General features: G+C 59.0%; 12 protein-coding genes. 2 read left to right on the forward strand and 10 right to left on the reverse strand.

The features are described from left to right. Positions 1–4: 4 nt before the first annotated feature. The 4 genes from IT895_RS16035 to IT895_RS16050 form a co-directional block, all read right to left on the reverse strand. A complete protein-coding gene (locus tag IT895_RS16035) occupies positions 5–1,057 on the reverse strand; it encodes a sugar phosphate isomerase/epimerase family protein (protein ID WP_199284032.1) in 1,053 nt (350 codons plus the stop codon). Between the two features lie 84 nt (positions 1,058–1,141). Continuing rightward, a complete protein-coding gene (locus IT895_RS16040; RefSeq protein WP_085919960.1) occupies positions 1,142–2,107 on the reverse strand; it encodes an ABC transporter substrate-binding protein in 966 nt (321 codons plus the stop codon). Positions 2,108–2,201: 94 nt separating this feature from the next. Beyond that, positions 2,202–3,200, reverse strand: a complete 999-nt coding sequence (locus tag IT895_RS16045) for an ABC transporter permease (protein ID WP_233337285.1) — start codon at positions 3,198–3,200, stop codon at positions 2,202–2,204. After that, entirely contained in the window at positions 3,193–4,704 is a 1,512-nt protein-coding gene (locus tag IT895_RS16050; protein WP_199284033.1) for a sugar ABC transporter ATP-binding protein, read from the reverse strand. The genes IT895_RS16045 and IT895_RS16050 overlap by 8 nt, the downstream gene beginning before the upstream one ends. Before the next feature lie 200 nt (positions 4,705–4,904). On the opposite strand from IT895_RS16050, the gene IT895_RS16055 reads away from it, so the two are divergent. Continuing rightward, entirely contained in the window at positions 4,905–6,116 is a 1,212-nt protein-coding gene (locus IT895_RS16055) for an ROK family transcriptional regulator (RefSeq protein ID WP_199284034.1), read from the forward strand. 6 nt (positions 6,117–6,122) lie between these two features. Here the strand turns inward: IT895_RS16055 and IT895_RS16060 are convergent, their stop codons facing one another. The 6 genes from IT895_RS16060 to IT895_RS16085 form a co-directional block, all read right to left on the reverse strand. Beyond that, entirely contained in the window at positions 6,123–6,899 is a 777-nt protein-coding gene (locus IT895_RS16060) for an SDR family oxidoreductase (protein WP_199284035.1), read from the reverse strand. Between the two features lie 31 nt (positions 6,900–6,930). After that, positions 6,931–8,676: an IlvD/Edd family dehydratase gene (locus tag IT895_RS16065; RefSeq protein WP_199284036.1), complete on the reverse strand. Its 1,746-nt coding sequence runs from the start codon at positions 8,674–8,676 to the stop codon at positions 6,931–6,933. Positions 8,677–8,739: 63 nt separating this feature from the next. Then, positions 8,740–9,750, reverse strand: a complete 1,011-nt coding sequence (gene araH, locus IT895_RS16070; RefSeq protein ID WP_199284037.1) for an L-arabinose ABC transporter permease AraH — start codon at positions 9,748–9,750, stop codon at positions 8,740–8,742. 83 nt (positions 9,751–9,833) lie between these two features. Beyond that, entirely contained in the window at positions 9,834–11,327 is a 1,494-nt protein-coding gene (gene araG, locus IT895_RS16075) for an L-arabinose ABC transporter ATP-binding protein AraG (RefSeq protein ID WP_199284038.1), read from the reverse strand. Positions 11,328–11,353: 26 nt separating this feature from the next. After that, positions 11,354–12,361: an arabinose ABC transporter substrate-binding protein gene (locus IT895_RS16080; protein ID WP_199284039.1), complete on the reverse strand. Its 1,008-nt coding sequence runs from the start codon at positions 12,359–12,361 to the stop codon at positions 11,354–11,356. A gap of 89 nt (positions 12,362–12,450) precedes the next feature. Continuing rightward, entirely contained in the window at positions 12,451–13,677 is a 1,227-nt protein-coding gene (locus IT895_RS16085) for an aldose epimerase family protein (protein WP_199284040.1), read from the reverse strand. 150 nt (positions 13,678–13,827) lie between these two features. Here IT895_RS16085 and IT895_RS16090 point away from each other — a divergent pair, with 150 nt between their 5' ends. Continuing rightward, the gene (locus IT895_RS16090; protein ID WP_199284041.1) at positions 13,828–14,769 is read left to right on the forward strand and encodes a LysR substrate-binding domain-containing protein; all 942 of its coding nucleotides are present in this window, start codon (positions 13,828–13,830) and stop codon (positions 14,767–14,769) included. Positions 14,770–14,771 lie beyond the last annotated feature (2 nt).

A 14,771-nucleotide genomic window follows, 5' to 3' on the forward strand; every position in this document is an offset into this window, starting at 1 on the left:
GTCATTAAAGACCCAGGATTCGCCGATTGGCGGCCTCGTCGGAGCCGCCGTCGGCGAAGTCATCAAACGCCCGCTCGGTGACCTCGATGATGTGGTCGCGGATAAAGGTCGCGCCTTCACGTGCGCCGACTTCCGGGTGCTTCAAGCAGCACTCCCACTCCAGGACCGCCCAGCCGTGATAGTCGTTGGCCGCCATCCACGAGAAGATCGACTTGAAGTCGATCTGGCCGTCACCCAGAGAGCGGAAGCGACCCGCGCGCTCCGTCCACGACTGATAGCCTGAATAAACGCCCTGCTTGGGGCTGGGGTTAAACTCGGCGTCCTTAACGTGAAACATCTGAATGTGGTCGCGGTACACATCCAGAAAACCGCGATAGTCGAGCTGCTGCAGGATCAGGTGGCTGGGGTCGTAAAGAATGTGGCAGCGGGGGTGATTGCCGACCCGCTCAAGGAACATCTCGAAGGTGATGCCGTCGTGGAGGTCTTCACCCGGGTGGATCTCGTAGCAGAGGTTGACCCCCGCTTCGTCGAAGGCGTCCAGAATCGGTCGCCAGCGGTTGGCGAGCTCGTCAAACGCACTTTCGACCAGCCCCGCCGGGCGCTGGGGCCAGGGGTAGATAAACGGCCACGCCAGGGACCCGGAAAAGGTGCCGTGGTCGGTGAGGCCGAGGTTTTGCGAGGCCTTGGCAGCCAGCTTGAGCTGATCCACCGCCCATTCCTGCCGCGCCTTGGGATTACCGCGCACTTCGGGGGCCGCAAAGCCATCGAACATCTCATCGTAAACCGGATGCACGGCCACCAGTTGGCCCTGCAAGTGAGTAGAGAGTTCGGTGAGCATCAAGCCGTGTTCTGCCAGGGTGCCCTTGATCTCATCGCAGTAGGTGCGGCTCTCGGCGGCACGTTTCAAATCGATCATGCGCGCATCCCAGCTGGGAATCTGAACGCCTTTATAGCCTAACCCCGCGGCCCAGGCGGCAATGCTGTCGAGGCTGTTAAACGGGGCGTCGTCACCGGCGAACTGGGCGAGAAAGAGCGCCGGTCCTTGTATGGTTTTCATAGGACTCTCTCAATAACGTATCAACGGGGTGAACATTAGCGCGGGTGAGCTGCTTTTTACCCGCGCCTTTGCGCATAAGCGCGATCAGAACGGAGAATCGGGGAAGTAGTACTGTTCGGCGTTCTCCTCGGTGATCAGCGGCGAGCCGAGGATGTACTCGCCCACGACCGGACCGTTGGAGACAAAGTGTTGAACCGTCAGGTCCATCGCCGTGGCGATCATGGCGGGTGGGTAGAGTACGTCTACCGGCACCAGCTCATCGCCTTCCATGACCCGTTTGATAATGTCCTTCATGCCCGCGCCGCCGACAATAAACAGCTCGTCCTCACGGTCCGCCTGGCGCACCGCTTCGATGACACCGAGAGCGATGTCGTCATCCTGGGCCCAAACGGCGTCGATGTTATCGAAACGCGATAGGTAGTCCTGCATGACCTCAAAGCCATCGTCACGATTCCAGTTGGCGTGCTGCATATCGAGAATATTGACGTCGGAGCCTTCGATGGCCTCCTGGAAGCCTTCTACACGCTGGTCGTCAATCACGGTCGGAATGCCACGCAACACGACAATATCGCCTTCACCATCCAGGCGCTCACGGATGTACTCGCCGGACACGCGGCCCAACTCGTGATTATTGCCCGCTACGTAGAGATCCTCGATGCCTTCCTGATTAAGCCCTCGGTCCACCACGGTAACGAACACGCCGGATTCTTTGACGCGGCGCACCGGGTCGGTCAGCGGACCCGACTCAAACGGCAGCACCACCAGCGCATCGATATTGCGCAGCGATACCAGGTCCTCCAGATCATTGGCTTGCTCACCCGGCGTGCTCGCCGTGGAGATGGTGATTTCAATATCCGGGTAGAGCGCCTCAAGGCGATTTTTCGCCTCCTCGGCGTGATAGTTGACCCCGCCCGTCCAGCCATGGGTCGCGGCGGGAATCGAGACCCCGATCGTATGTTCCTGGGCCACGGCAGCGCCGGAAAGCCCTATCGTTGAAGTGAGTGCAGCGGTGGTAACGAAGGTTGCCACTGCAGTCTTGATGGTTGGCATGGTGATACTCCTTTCGTGTTTGTACTTGTTATACGGTTGGAACCTTTGATGCAGCCATCGCTGCTATGAACTGGCGTTGCACTTCTTATGAGTTTTAGTGTCCGGGTTTCCTCCACGAAGCTCGCTGCAGGTAGACCGCCACGATAATGATGATCCCCTGCACCGTACCGTTGAGATAGTTGGAAATGGCGTCGGTCAGGTTGAGGATATTGCCAATCATGGTCAGCATGATGGCGCCTACCACGGTGCCCCAGATGCGCCCATGACCGCCCTTTAGCATGGTGCCGCCGATGATCACGGCGGCAATTGCCTCCAGCTCCCACAGCACCCCGGTAGCCCCTGACGCAGAGCCCAGTCGAGGCACATAGATAATCGTCGCCAACGCCACGCACACGCCTTGCAGCATGTAGGTCATGGTCTTGATGCGGTCGACGTGAATGGCACTGTACTCGGCGACTTTTTCATTGGAGCCGATAGCAAAGCAGTAGCGCCCGAAGCGCGTGTAGTTGAGCAGGATGTAGCCAATAATGGCGACAAACAGAAATACCCAAACGGGGATGGTGATACCCAAAAAGCTGCCGTAATACACCGGGCGATAGATATCGCGCACCGCCCAATCCAGGGTCAGGGTGCCGCCATCGGCGAGGTAAGTAACCAGCGAGCGGTAAATCCCCATGGTGCCGAGGGTGACGATAAAGGCTTCGATCCTGCCTTTGGTGGTCACCATGCCGTTGATAAAGCCAGCGCAGAGTCCCAACAACAGCGAGGCCCCCACGCCAAACAGCACGGTGGTGAGCCCTGCGCCAAACTGCTCGACCAGACTGTTCATTAGAATGATCATCACCCCGGCAATAAAGGCCGCCATCGACCCCACAGACAGATCCAACCCGCCAGCGGTAATCACGAAGGTGGCGCCGATGGCAATAATGCCGATAAAGGCGCTGCGGGTGAGCATGTTTGAAAGGTTATCCAGCCCCAGAAACGCCGGGTTGATAAGCACGCCGAGCAGCCCAAGGGCCACCAGCGCTACAAAGGGCCCCCAGGTTTTCAGGTCCACAGAGACCCCCTTCGATGCTGTCGTTTTATTAGGCATGACGCTGCTCATCGACCCCTACCCCCTTGATGCCGGATGCATACTGCATGATTTCTTGTTCGTTAATCTGTTCACCTTCAAGCACCCCGGTGAGCACGCCTGCGCACATCACCGCCACCCGGTGTGAAAGCCCGATCAACTCGCCCATCTCTGAGGAGATCAGGATGACCGAGCAGCCGGATTCGGTGAGCTCGCGAATAAAATGATAGATCTGGTGCTTGGTGCCGACATCGATACCACGCGTCGGCTCATTGATAACCACGATGTCAGGGTCGATGGACATCACCTTGGCAAGCAACAGCTTCTGCTGGTTGCCACCGGAAAGCTCGGCGGCGGTACGTGCCGCTGTACGCAGGCGGATATCAAAGCGCTGGATGGCCTGCTGGAAGGCCTGCTCTTCGCGGCGGCGGTCGATGAGTGGGTGGCAGTGAGCACGTAAATTGAGCAGGGTGACGTTGGAGCGCAGATCCATGTTGAGCACCAGGCCTTTGCCTTTGCGATCCTCCGTCAAATAGGCAATCCGCTGGTGCACCGCATCACGCAAATTTTTCAACACGACCGGCTGGCCGTTGCGCAGCACCTGCCCAGCACTTTTATCGCGCAGGCCCAGCACCGCTTCCATCAGCGCGGTGCGGCCAGCGCCCACGATGCCGCCAAACCCAAGTACTTCGCCACGGCGTAGGGTAAAGCTGGCCTGTTTCACAGCACCGGGCACCACGACGTCTCGCGCCTCAAGCACCACCGGCGCATCAGGCGGAATATCCGTACGCGGCGGATACATCTCGGTGATTTCCCGGCCCACCATCAGGCGAGCCAGTTCTTCCTTGCTGCGTCCGGCCATTGCACCACTATCCACCAGATGACCGTCGCGCAGCACCGTTACACGATCAGCGATCTGCTCGATTTCGCGCAGCTTATGGGAGATATACAGAATCGCCACACCCCTCTCACGCAGGCGGGCAATCAGCTCGAACAGTACGATTACTTCGTTTTCGGTCAGAGTGGCGGTGGGCTCATCCATGATCAGCACGCGCACATCGCGGGTTATCGCCTTGGCGATCTCGACCATCTGCTGATCGGAGGTGCTCAAGTCTTTCACTCTCGCGCGTGGATCAACGTCAGTCTCAAGTTCAGCCAACGCCTCTTTGCTGCGCTCTCGCATGGTGCGGCGATCAAGCAGTAACCCGCGGCGCAATTCGCGACCCAAAAAGATGTTTTCTTCCACACTAAGTTGTTCAGCCAGCGCCAGTTCCTGGTGGATCATGACCACACCATCGGCTTCTGCCTCGCCGCTTGAGCGGTAATACCGCTGCTTGCCATCGAGAAACACCTCGCCCGAGGTAGGACGAAGATAACCGGCAAGGATTTTGACCAACGTCGATTTACCGGCGCCGTTCTCGCCCAGCAGCGCGTGCACTTCGCCCGCCTGCAGGTCGAGATCAACGTCGAATAACACCTGATTTTCGCCGAAAGAGCGACAGACTTGCCGCGCCGATAAGAGCATGAGCCACCTGTTTATTGCTGTTGTTGTTATGCGTGCCGGTCTTGCCAATATTGCTTTTTACAGCATGCTGGCCTATTTACTTTAGGTACTAAAATAAATAACTGCATATGCAACTTAGGTCGCATTTTGGCCATCAGGCGAACACGCCAGGATGAGAACGTGAACCGACCTTCCCGTCCTGCTCAACAATGGCGATATTTATGGCCCTACCGTCCACTGATACCAGCCGCCACGATAATACCCTGGCGGTGATTCGAACCTTGCGCGACCGAGGGCCAGCCGCGCGCGTCGATCTGGGCACACTGAACGGGATTAGCTCCGCCACCGTGACCTCGATCAGCGCCGAGCTGCTTCAACAGGGCTTGATTACGGAAAGACCGCCCGAAGCACCGCGACCCAACGGCCGTGGACGGCCGAAAACCCTGATTGAACTCGCCCCCGATGCCGCCTGCGTAGTGTGCATCAAGCTATCGATCAATGAGATCCAACTGGTAGTGGGTGACTTTGCGGGCCAGGTACGTCACAGCGAACACCACACGGTGTCCACCTTGATGCTCACCGCCGACAGCCTGGAAACACTGCTGGAAGAGAAAATCAGTGCGGTTTGCACCCAACAACTGGAAGGCTTCCAACGCCTGGCGGGTATCTGCCTGGCGGTGCAGGGCGTGGTGTCGTCGCAAAGCGGCACGGTTATCTGGTCGCCCGCCCTGAGCTTTCGTAACGCACCGCTATCGGCACGTTTAGCGGAGCGTTTTCACTGCGACGTGCTGCTGGAAAACGACGCCAACTGTATCGCCAGGGTGCTGGCAGCGCAGCCCGCCTATGCAGACTGCCCCAACCTGGTGGTCATCATGCTGGGTTACGGCATCGGCATGTCGGTGTTGATCAATGGCGTGCCGTTTCTGGGCGCCAATGGCTCAGCGGCCGAGTTTGGGCATAGTAAATACCAGCCCGACGGCGCCCTGTGTGCCTGTGGTCGACGCGGCTGCATCGAAGCCTACGCCAGCGACTACGCGCTCTATCGCGCCGCCGCCGAGCACCTGGAACTCCCCTCCGGCGATAGTGCACACCCCTCCGAACAGCAGATGCAGGCGCTAACCCAGTTGGCATTACAAGGTAACTCGGTAGCCAAGCGCATCTATACAGAAGCAGGCCAAGCGTTGGGCTATGGCATCGCCAATGTGCTGGCACTGTTCAACCCCGACCTGGTACTGATTACCGGTTCCGGGGTGCGCGGCTTTGATGCCATGCAAACCGCCATGCACAGCGCCATTGATGACGCCCTGGTGGCCGAACTAAGGGGCACTACCCGCATCGAAAGCTGCGCCTGGGATCGCGACATGACCTGCATGGGCGGCATCGCCATGACGCTGAACGCCACCGATAGCCAGACACTGCTGGCTAGCGGTTAATGGGCGTCAGTCGTGATAAACCACACTGCGCCCTCCATCGATGGTCAAGCAGCTGGCGTTGATAAAAGGGGCTTCATCTGAGGCCAAGAAGACCACCGTCATGGCGACTTCTTCTGGTTTCCCGAGCCGCCTAGGCGGCAGTAGCGCTTCGATGCGAGCCTTCGCCGCTGCAGGGTCATCGAAGGTCTGCCAATGTGCCTCTACCGCCGGAGTGGCGATATAGCCCGGCGCAATGGCATTGACCCGCACCCCGCGTGGGGCGTATTCAATACCGAGCGATCGGGTGAGACCAATCAAGCCGTGTTTGGCCACCGGGTAGGGAAAGCAGCCGGGAATAATCGAGAAACTGTGGGTGGAGGCGACATTGATAATGGCACCGCCACCCTGCTCAATGAGGTCAGGCAGTACTGCCCGGCTGCAGTGCCATGCGCCTTCCAAATCCACTGATAAGCAGCGCTGCCAAGCTTCATCAGGCATGGCCAGTGGCTCATGGAAGACATTCATTCCTGCGTTATTAACCAGGGTGGTTAAAGGTCCAGAGAGCTTGCGGGACTTTGCTACGGCAGCTTCCACCGCATACCGGTCGCCAATGTCAGCAACGACTGCTTGGGCCTGATGACCAGCGCTACGTAGCTGAGCAGCCAGCCGTTCCACGCTATCGCCGTCTCTATCAAGCAAGACGACCGTGGCACCCTCGCGAACACAGGCTTCGGCAATGGCGCGGCCGATACCGGTGGCGGCCCCGGTCACCAGTATATGCTTGGCGCCCAACCTGGCGGACATGGCGTTTCCTGTACGGTTAATCTTCAGTGAATCAGTGCGAGTGGCGCGGCACCTCAGCTCCCCGGCAACCGACCAGGAAGTCGAAGTCGCAGCCTTCGTCGGCTTGAAGAACACGCTCAATGTAGAGCTGCCGGTAGCCACCCTGGCTGGCAATCAGCGTCGAGGCCGCCGCAGGGTCGCTTTCGGCCAGGCGTGAGGCCAGCTCTTCGTCGCTGATGTCCAGGTGCAGTCGGCCGCTGTGACAGTCGAGCTCGATCCAGTCGCCGTTGCGCACCGCGGCCAGCGGGCCGCCCGCGGCGGCTTCCGGGGCAACGTGCAGCACCACGGTACCGTAGGCGGTGCCGCTCATGCGGGCGTCGGAAATCCGCACCATGTCGGTCACGCCCTGGGCGAGGATCTTGGGTGGCAGGCCCATATTGCCCACCTCGGCCATGCCGTGATAACCCCGGGGGCCGCAGTGCTTCATGACCAGAATGTCGTTGGCTTCCACGTCCAGGTCCGGGTCGTTGATGCGCGCCTTGTAGTCGTCGAAGTCTTCGAAGACCACCGCGCGGCCGCGGTGCTGCATGAGTTCGGCTTTCGCCGCCGAGGGCTTGAGCACCGCGCCGTTGGGCGCGAGATTGCCGCGTACCACGCAGATGCCGCCATCCGCGGTGAGCGGGTTGTCCAGCGGCCGGATCACCTCGTCGTTGTACAGCGGGGCGTCCCGAACATTTTCCCACAGGGTCTTGCCGTTGACGGTCAAGGCGTCCTTGAAGGGCAGCCGGTCGGCTTCGCCCAGGCGCCTGAGCACCGCGGGTAGGCCGCCGGCGTAGTAGAACTCTTCCATCAGAAAGCGCCCCGAGGGCTGCAGATCCACTACGGTGGGGGTGCCACGCCCGACTCGGCTCCAGTCGTCCAGGGTGAGGTCAACACCGATGCGCCCGGCAATCGCCTTGAGGTGAATCACCGCGTTGGTGGAGCCGCCGATGGCGGCGTTGGTGCGAATGGCGTTATCGAAGGCTTCCTTGGTGAGGATCTTGGAGAGCTTGAGGTCTTCGTCGACCATCTCGACAATCCGGTTACCGGAGAGGTGGGCCAGCACGTAGCGGCGGGAGTCCACCGCCGGGATGGCGGCGTTGTGGGGGAGCGAAACGCCCAGCGATTCCGACATGCAGGCCATGGTGGAGGCGGTGCCCATGGTGTTGCAGGTCCCCGCGGAGCGGGACATGCCGGCTTCGGCGGCCATGAAGTCGTGCATCGAGATCTCACCCGCCTTGACCTGCTCGGAGAGCTGCCAGACCACGGTGCCGGAGCCGATATCCTTGCCCTTGTGCTTGCCGTTGAGCATTGGCCCACCGGTGACCACGATGGTGGGGATATCGCAGCTTGCCGCGCCCATCAACAGCGCCGGGGTGGTCTTGTCGCAGCCCACCAGCAGCACCACGCCGTCCATGGGGTTGCCGCGAATGGCTTCTTCCACGTCCATGCTGGCCAGATTGCGGGTGAACATGGCCGTGGGGCGCAGGTTGGATTCGCCGTTGGAGAACACCGGAAACTCGACCGGGTAGCCGCCCGCTTCCAGGATGCCCTGCTTGACGTGCTCCGCCAGCTTGCGGAAGTGAGCGTTGCACGGCGTCAGCTCCGACCAGGTGTTGCAGATCCCGATAATCGGCTTGCCCTGAAACTCATGGTCAGGAATGCCCTGATTTTTCATCCAGCTGCGGTACATGAAGCCGTTCTTGTCGGCGGTGCCGAACCACTGGGCAGAGCGTAGGGGCGGCTTGCGATCAGACATGGGAGACTCTCCGTACAAATCGGTGAAAAGAGCGTGGCAAAAAAAGGGATCGGAACGTTAGCGTCAGGCCCGCTGACGACGCGTGTGTTTCCAACGGTCGAACATCACCGCCAGCAGCAGAATCGCGCCGCGCACCAGGTACTGGTAAAAGGTCGGCACGTTGAGCAGACCCATGGCGTTCTGCACACAACCCATGATCATCACCCCGACCAGCACGCCGGTGATCGTCGCGACACCGCCCGATAGCGCCACACCGCCCAGCACACAGGCAGAAATCACCGCCAGCTCCAGCCCCATTGAGGTATTGGGATCACCCAGCCCCATGCGCGACGCCAGCAACACGCCCACCACGCCCGCAACGACGCCCTGCAAACCGAAGACAATAATCTTCAGGCGGCGGACGTTGACCCCGGCCAGCGCAGCCGCTTCGGCGTTACCGCCGGTGGCCAGCACGTTGCGCCCGAAGGCGGTCATGTTGAGTATCACGCCAAAGATCACGAAGCAGGCCAGCATGGTCCATACCGGCAGGGTCAGGCCGAGAAAAGAGGCACTGCCCAGATCAAAGAAGCTCGGCACGGTAATCATCACGGCATCGCCACCGGAGGTGATGTAGGCCAGCCCACGCACAAACTCCATCGCCGCCAGGGTGGCAATCAGTGAGTTAATGCCGAACTTGGCGATCACCAGGCCGTTAAAGGCCCCGACCGCACCACCGGCGACAATACCGCCGATCACGCCGATAAACACGCTACCGGTGTTGGTCGTCACCACCGCTGCCACCACCCCGGCAAAAGCCACCGTGGAAGCCACCGAAAGGTCCACCTCGCCCAGCGCCAATACCAGCATCATGGTGGTTGCCAGGCTGCCGATGAGAGTGACCGAAAGCAGCAGTCCGACCATGTTGCGGCCGGTCAGAAAATCAGGAATCAGAACGGCCAGTGCTATGAACAGCAGCAGGAAAATGGCGATCAGCCCGGAAGTGTCCAGCAGTGTGCGTAGCGGCTTGATAAGCCCCTGACGCCCAGCCGGACGGGCAGGTTCATTCTCACCTTGGGTTACGTTGTCGGTTGTCATCGTGTTTGTCCTGAGCTTGCGTTTTGCAGAGCTTGAGTCCTGAAAAACATCTGCTCTGAAATTTGTGGTCTAAAAAGTAGGCGTCAGGCAGGCAGTGCCAGACCCAGTAGCCGTTCGGGGGTGGCTGATTCGCGTGGCACCACTTCCACCAGCTCGCCGTCACGCATCACGGCAATGCGATCACAAATGGAGCTGACTTCCGCCAGGTCACTGGAAATCACCACGACGCTTTTGCCCTGCTCGGCCAGGTCGTAAAGCAGCGAGTAAATGTCTCGGCGAGCGCCCACATCGATACCCCGCGTCGGCTCGTCCATCACAAACAGGTCGATCTCTTCGGCCAGCCAGCGGGCCAGAATCACCTTCTGCTGATTGCCCCCCGAGAGTTTGCCAATAGGCGAACGCGGCCCCGGGGTTTTGACGCTGAGCTGCTGAATATACGACTCGGCATTGCGACGTTCGCGACCGGGGTGGCGGAAAAGCCCCCAGCGTTTGAAAAAACGCCGACAGCTGATATTGAGGTTGTCGGCGACGCTTGCCACCGGAAAGATGCCTTGGGATTTGCGATCTTCCGGGCACATGGCGATACCAGAGCGAATTGCTTCGCCAGGGCTCTTGAAACGTCGCGACTTACCTTTGAAGATCACACTACCGGCTTTGGGGGACTCAACGCCGCACACCAGCCGAAGCAGCTCACTGCGCCCGGCACCCACCAAGCCAAACAGCCCGAATACTTCACCGCGCTTGACGGAAAAGCTCACCGGTGCCTGGAGGCCGCGTCCTTCGATACCCTCCACGCTCAAGACCACATCGCCATGTTCACGAGCACGATAGCCGTAAACATCGTCGATATCGCGACCCACCATTTCACTCACCAACAGATCGTGGTTCAGCGACGACATATCCTCATGGGTACGAATGTGCTGACCGTCACGGAAGATGGTGACCGCATCACACATCTCGAACACCTCCTCCATGCGATGGGTCACGTAGAGCACAACGCGCCCTTCATCACGCAGGCGTTGAACGATACGCTTGAGTTGGCGGGTTTCCTGGATAGAGAGGCTGCTGGTAGGTTCATCAAAGGCGATCACCTTGGCATCGCGCAGCAGCGCACGACCAATTTCAATCATTTGCTGCTGGCCGATAGAAAGCTCACGTACCTTGGTCGAGGGATGAATCTCCCCCTCGCCCAGGTCGGCCAGAATCGCCATGGCTCTTTCTTTCAACTGACGGCGGTTCACGAACCCCTGTCGCGTGGGCAGTTGGCCGAGTAACAGGTTCTCGGCCACCGACATATTGGGAGAAAGCGTCAATTCCTGATAGATGATGGCGATCCCTTCGCGCAACGCCTCCCGAGTGTTGCTGAAGACATGGCGCTTGCCATCAATCCACAGCGCGCCTTCGGCAACGTGGTTAACGCCACTCAGCACCTTGAGAAGGGTCGATTTACCCGCGCCGTTTTCGCCCATCAACGCATGTACCTGGCCGGCGTGAGCGTCAAAGCTCACGCCATCCAGCGCACGCACGCCGGGGAAAACGACACTGATACCATCGAAACGTAAATAAGCATCAGACATGCGTAAGCACTCCAGCAGACAATCTGTTACAGACCCAGTTCGTCGCGAACTTCCTGCCAGTTATCCCGCGTCATCAGGGTGCCGGAGGTCTCGGTATTCGCCTGAGGCTTTTCGTCCTCGGTAATCCAGCGATAGAGGTCTTCCGCCGTTTGACGACCGTGCATGGTGGAGCTCACCGCAACGGTGCCGTGAAAGCCGGTCGGGTTTTCACGAGAGAACTCGGCAAAGGCGGCACCTGAACCGTTGATCCCAACCCCGATAACGTCCTCGGAAGCTATGCCGTACTGTTCGGTCGCCCTTACCCCGCCAAGTACGCTCTCCTCATTGAGGGCATAGATCACCCAGTGCTCATAATCACCATGCTGGGCGAGCACCGGCGACGCGGCCGAGAATGCACTGGAGGTATCGGTGTTTTGCTGGGGTGCGTCGAAGATGTTGCTCTCTGGGAAGCCAGCGTCGAGCAGCGCCTCAGTCGCGCCATCGGTCCGCTTAACGGCGGTGGGCAGTTCGTTATTGGTAATTCGCAGCGCGGCAACCTCTTCAGGGTTCCAACCGCGGGCTTCCATTTCGTCGGCAATGGCTTCGCCTACCTGCTGACCGATCTTGGTGCCCGACATGCCCAGGTGAGGTACGCCTTCCATCGGCTCACCGCTGGCGTTGACAAACTGATCATCGACGGTGATCACTTTCATGTCGTACTGTTCAGCACGGTTCATGATCGCTGGCCCAAGTCGTACATCCGGCGGGCAGATCACAAACCCCTCAGCCCCTTGAGAGTTGAGGTTATCAATCGCACTGAGCACTTCCTGGCCGTCTTCACCACCCAGTCGTACCACGTCGAAGCCGAGTTCTTCACCCACCTCGGTGGCTGCCTGTTGCTCATTGATAAACCAGGCCTGTTCTGGCTTCTTGACGATAAAACCGATCTTCACCTCGTCATCCTGCGCCTGTGCAGATCCTAGAGACGCCAGCATGACGGCGCTACCGAGTGCCAGACGGGTAAAGGTCGTGGTTAGGTTGGTTGTTAATTGCATGGTCGTACTCCTGATGTTTTAGCGAATCTTGTTGTTGATTGTGGTGATGCCTGTTGATGTCTCAGGTTGTCGGTGGCGAACCCGACGAGTTACGGATCAAAGGACTCCTGCGCGGAAAAACGGTATACCGTACTTGAGCGATACGTTTCGTCGGGTTCCAGGATCGTGCTGGGAAACGCCTCCTGGTTGGGGGAGTCGGGATAGTGCTGGGTTTCCAGGGCAAAGCCGGAACGGTGATCGTATGGCTGGCCCCGTTTACCGGTCAGGTTGCCATCGAGAAAATTACCGGAATAGAACTGGATACCGGGCTCGGTGGTTTCGATTTCCACCATGCGTCCGCTTTGCGGCTCCCAGACTCTGGCGGCCAGCACCAACTCATCCGCTGCGGCATTATTTCGGGCCAGCACAAAATTGTGGTCATAACCACCGCCGAAGGCGAGCTGCTCGTTGTCCTGATCAATCCGCTCACCGATCGGCGTCGCCTGGGTAAAGTCAAACGGTGTGCCATCTACCGAGCGGATTTCGCCGGTGGGGATCAAGGTGTCGTTGACCGGGGTAAAGTCGGGGGCGTTGATCATCAACTGATGATCGAGAATGGTGTCGCTGCCTTCGCCCTTCAGATTGAAGTAGCTGTGCTGGGTCAGGTTGACCGGCGTCGCCTTGTCGGTGTCTGCCTGATAATCCACCCTTAGTTCATCTTCATCGGTCAGCGTGTAGGTGACCTGCGCCTCCAATCGGCCAGGGTAGCCCTCTTCGCCATCTTCGCTGGTATAGCGCAGCACCAGCCCCGTGCCCGACGCGTTCTCGAACGGTTCGGCCTGCCATAGGACCTTGTCAAAGCCCTGATCGCCGCCATGTAGATGGTTGTTGCCATCATTGGTGGCCAGTGAGTAGGTCTTGCCATCAAGGGAGAACTGACCACCCGCGATGCGGTTGCCGTAACGCCCGATGATGGCGCCAAAATAGGGATTGGCCTGGCGGTATTCATCGGAGAGATAGGCATCAAGCGAGTCGAAACCCAGGGCGATATCATCGAATTCGCCGTCTACATCGGGCGTCTTCAATGACAGGATGATGCCGCCGTAGTTGGTGACCTGAAGCTCGATACCGTTGGCATTGGTCAATCGGTAGACGTCGACCTGGCGGCCATCCGGCAATTGACCAAATACTGATTTATCAATGCTGCCTTCAGCGCTATTTCCAGCAGAGGTTTCTTCGCCTTGTGCCTGGGCCGCGCCAAGCAACAGCATCGCGATACCGGCACTCACCAACAGATTGTGTCTTGCGCTGATCCTACGAGCGTACATGAGAGACATGATGTTGCTCCTTGCGTTTTTGTTATTAGGGCGACGCTACCGTCGCATATACAAGCGTTACAGTAGACACCTCCGGCATAACCAACCAATATACGAACATGGCAACTTTGATACACTTATTGCTATCAATAACAATAAGAGGCTTATTCCATGGGCGTTCTCCGCGAGAACTGGTTTCTGGACGTGCGACTAAAGTTGCGCCATTTGCAGCTATTTTTAGCGCTCGACGAGCACCGTAACCTTCACCGAGCCGCCGCTCAGTTACACATGAGCCAGCCCGCCGCCTCCAAGCTACTCAATGACCTGGAAACCAACCTGGGTACTCGTTTATTCGACCGCCACCCCCGTGGGCTGACGCCTAACTGGTACGGCGAGATCATGATTCGCCACGCGCACAGCATGATCTCGACACTGCGCCAAACGGGTGAGGAGTTGAGCGCATTAGGCGAAGGCAATGCGGGCACGGTAGCGGTCGGCACGGTAATGGCCCCGGCAGTCACGCTACTGACCAGCACTATTGAGCGAGTACATAGAGACCGGCCGGGACTCAAAATCAGCGTTGACGTGGATGTCAGCAAGGCGCTGGTGCCGCGCTTGCTTGAAGGTGAACTTGACTTTGCGATTACGCGGATTCCGGCAGGCTTTGACGTGGAGCGTTTTGTATTTGAAGAGATTGGTGAAGAGGAACTCTGCTTTGTCTGCCGCCAAGGACACCCGTTAGCCGATAAAAACCCGCTTAGCCTGAGCGACATGGCGGTCTATCCGTGGTCGTTACAGCCCATTGGCGCCTTGATGCGTCAGCGGGTCGACAGCCTGTTTTTGCACCATCAAGTAGTGCCGCCGCGGCAAATCGTCGATACCGCCGACTTGTTGGTGTCCCTCGCGCTGGTCGATAAATCCGACACTATCACGGTGACCACCCGTGAAGCCGCCAACCTGTTATGCAACCCGCAACGCTTTCACCTGCTGCCCTTCAGCGAGACGCTCAGCGTTCAACCCTATGGGTTAGTGAGTTTGCGCCACCAGCGGCTCTCCCCCGGAGCGGCAGTGGTAATGAGCACCCTGCGGGAGATTATCGCGCAGGGTACTTAGCC

The sequence above is a fragment of the Halomonas sp. A40-4 genome, assembly GCF_015767635.1.
Lineage (GTDB): Bacteria > Pseudomonadota > Gammaproteobacteria > Pseudomonadales > Halomonadaceae > Vreelandella > Vreelandella janggokensis.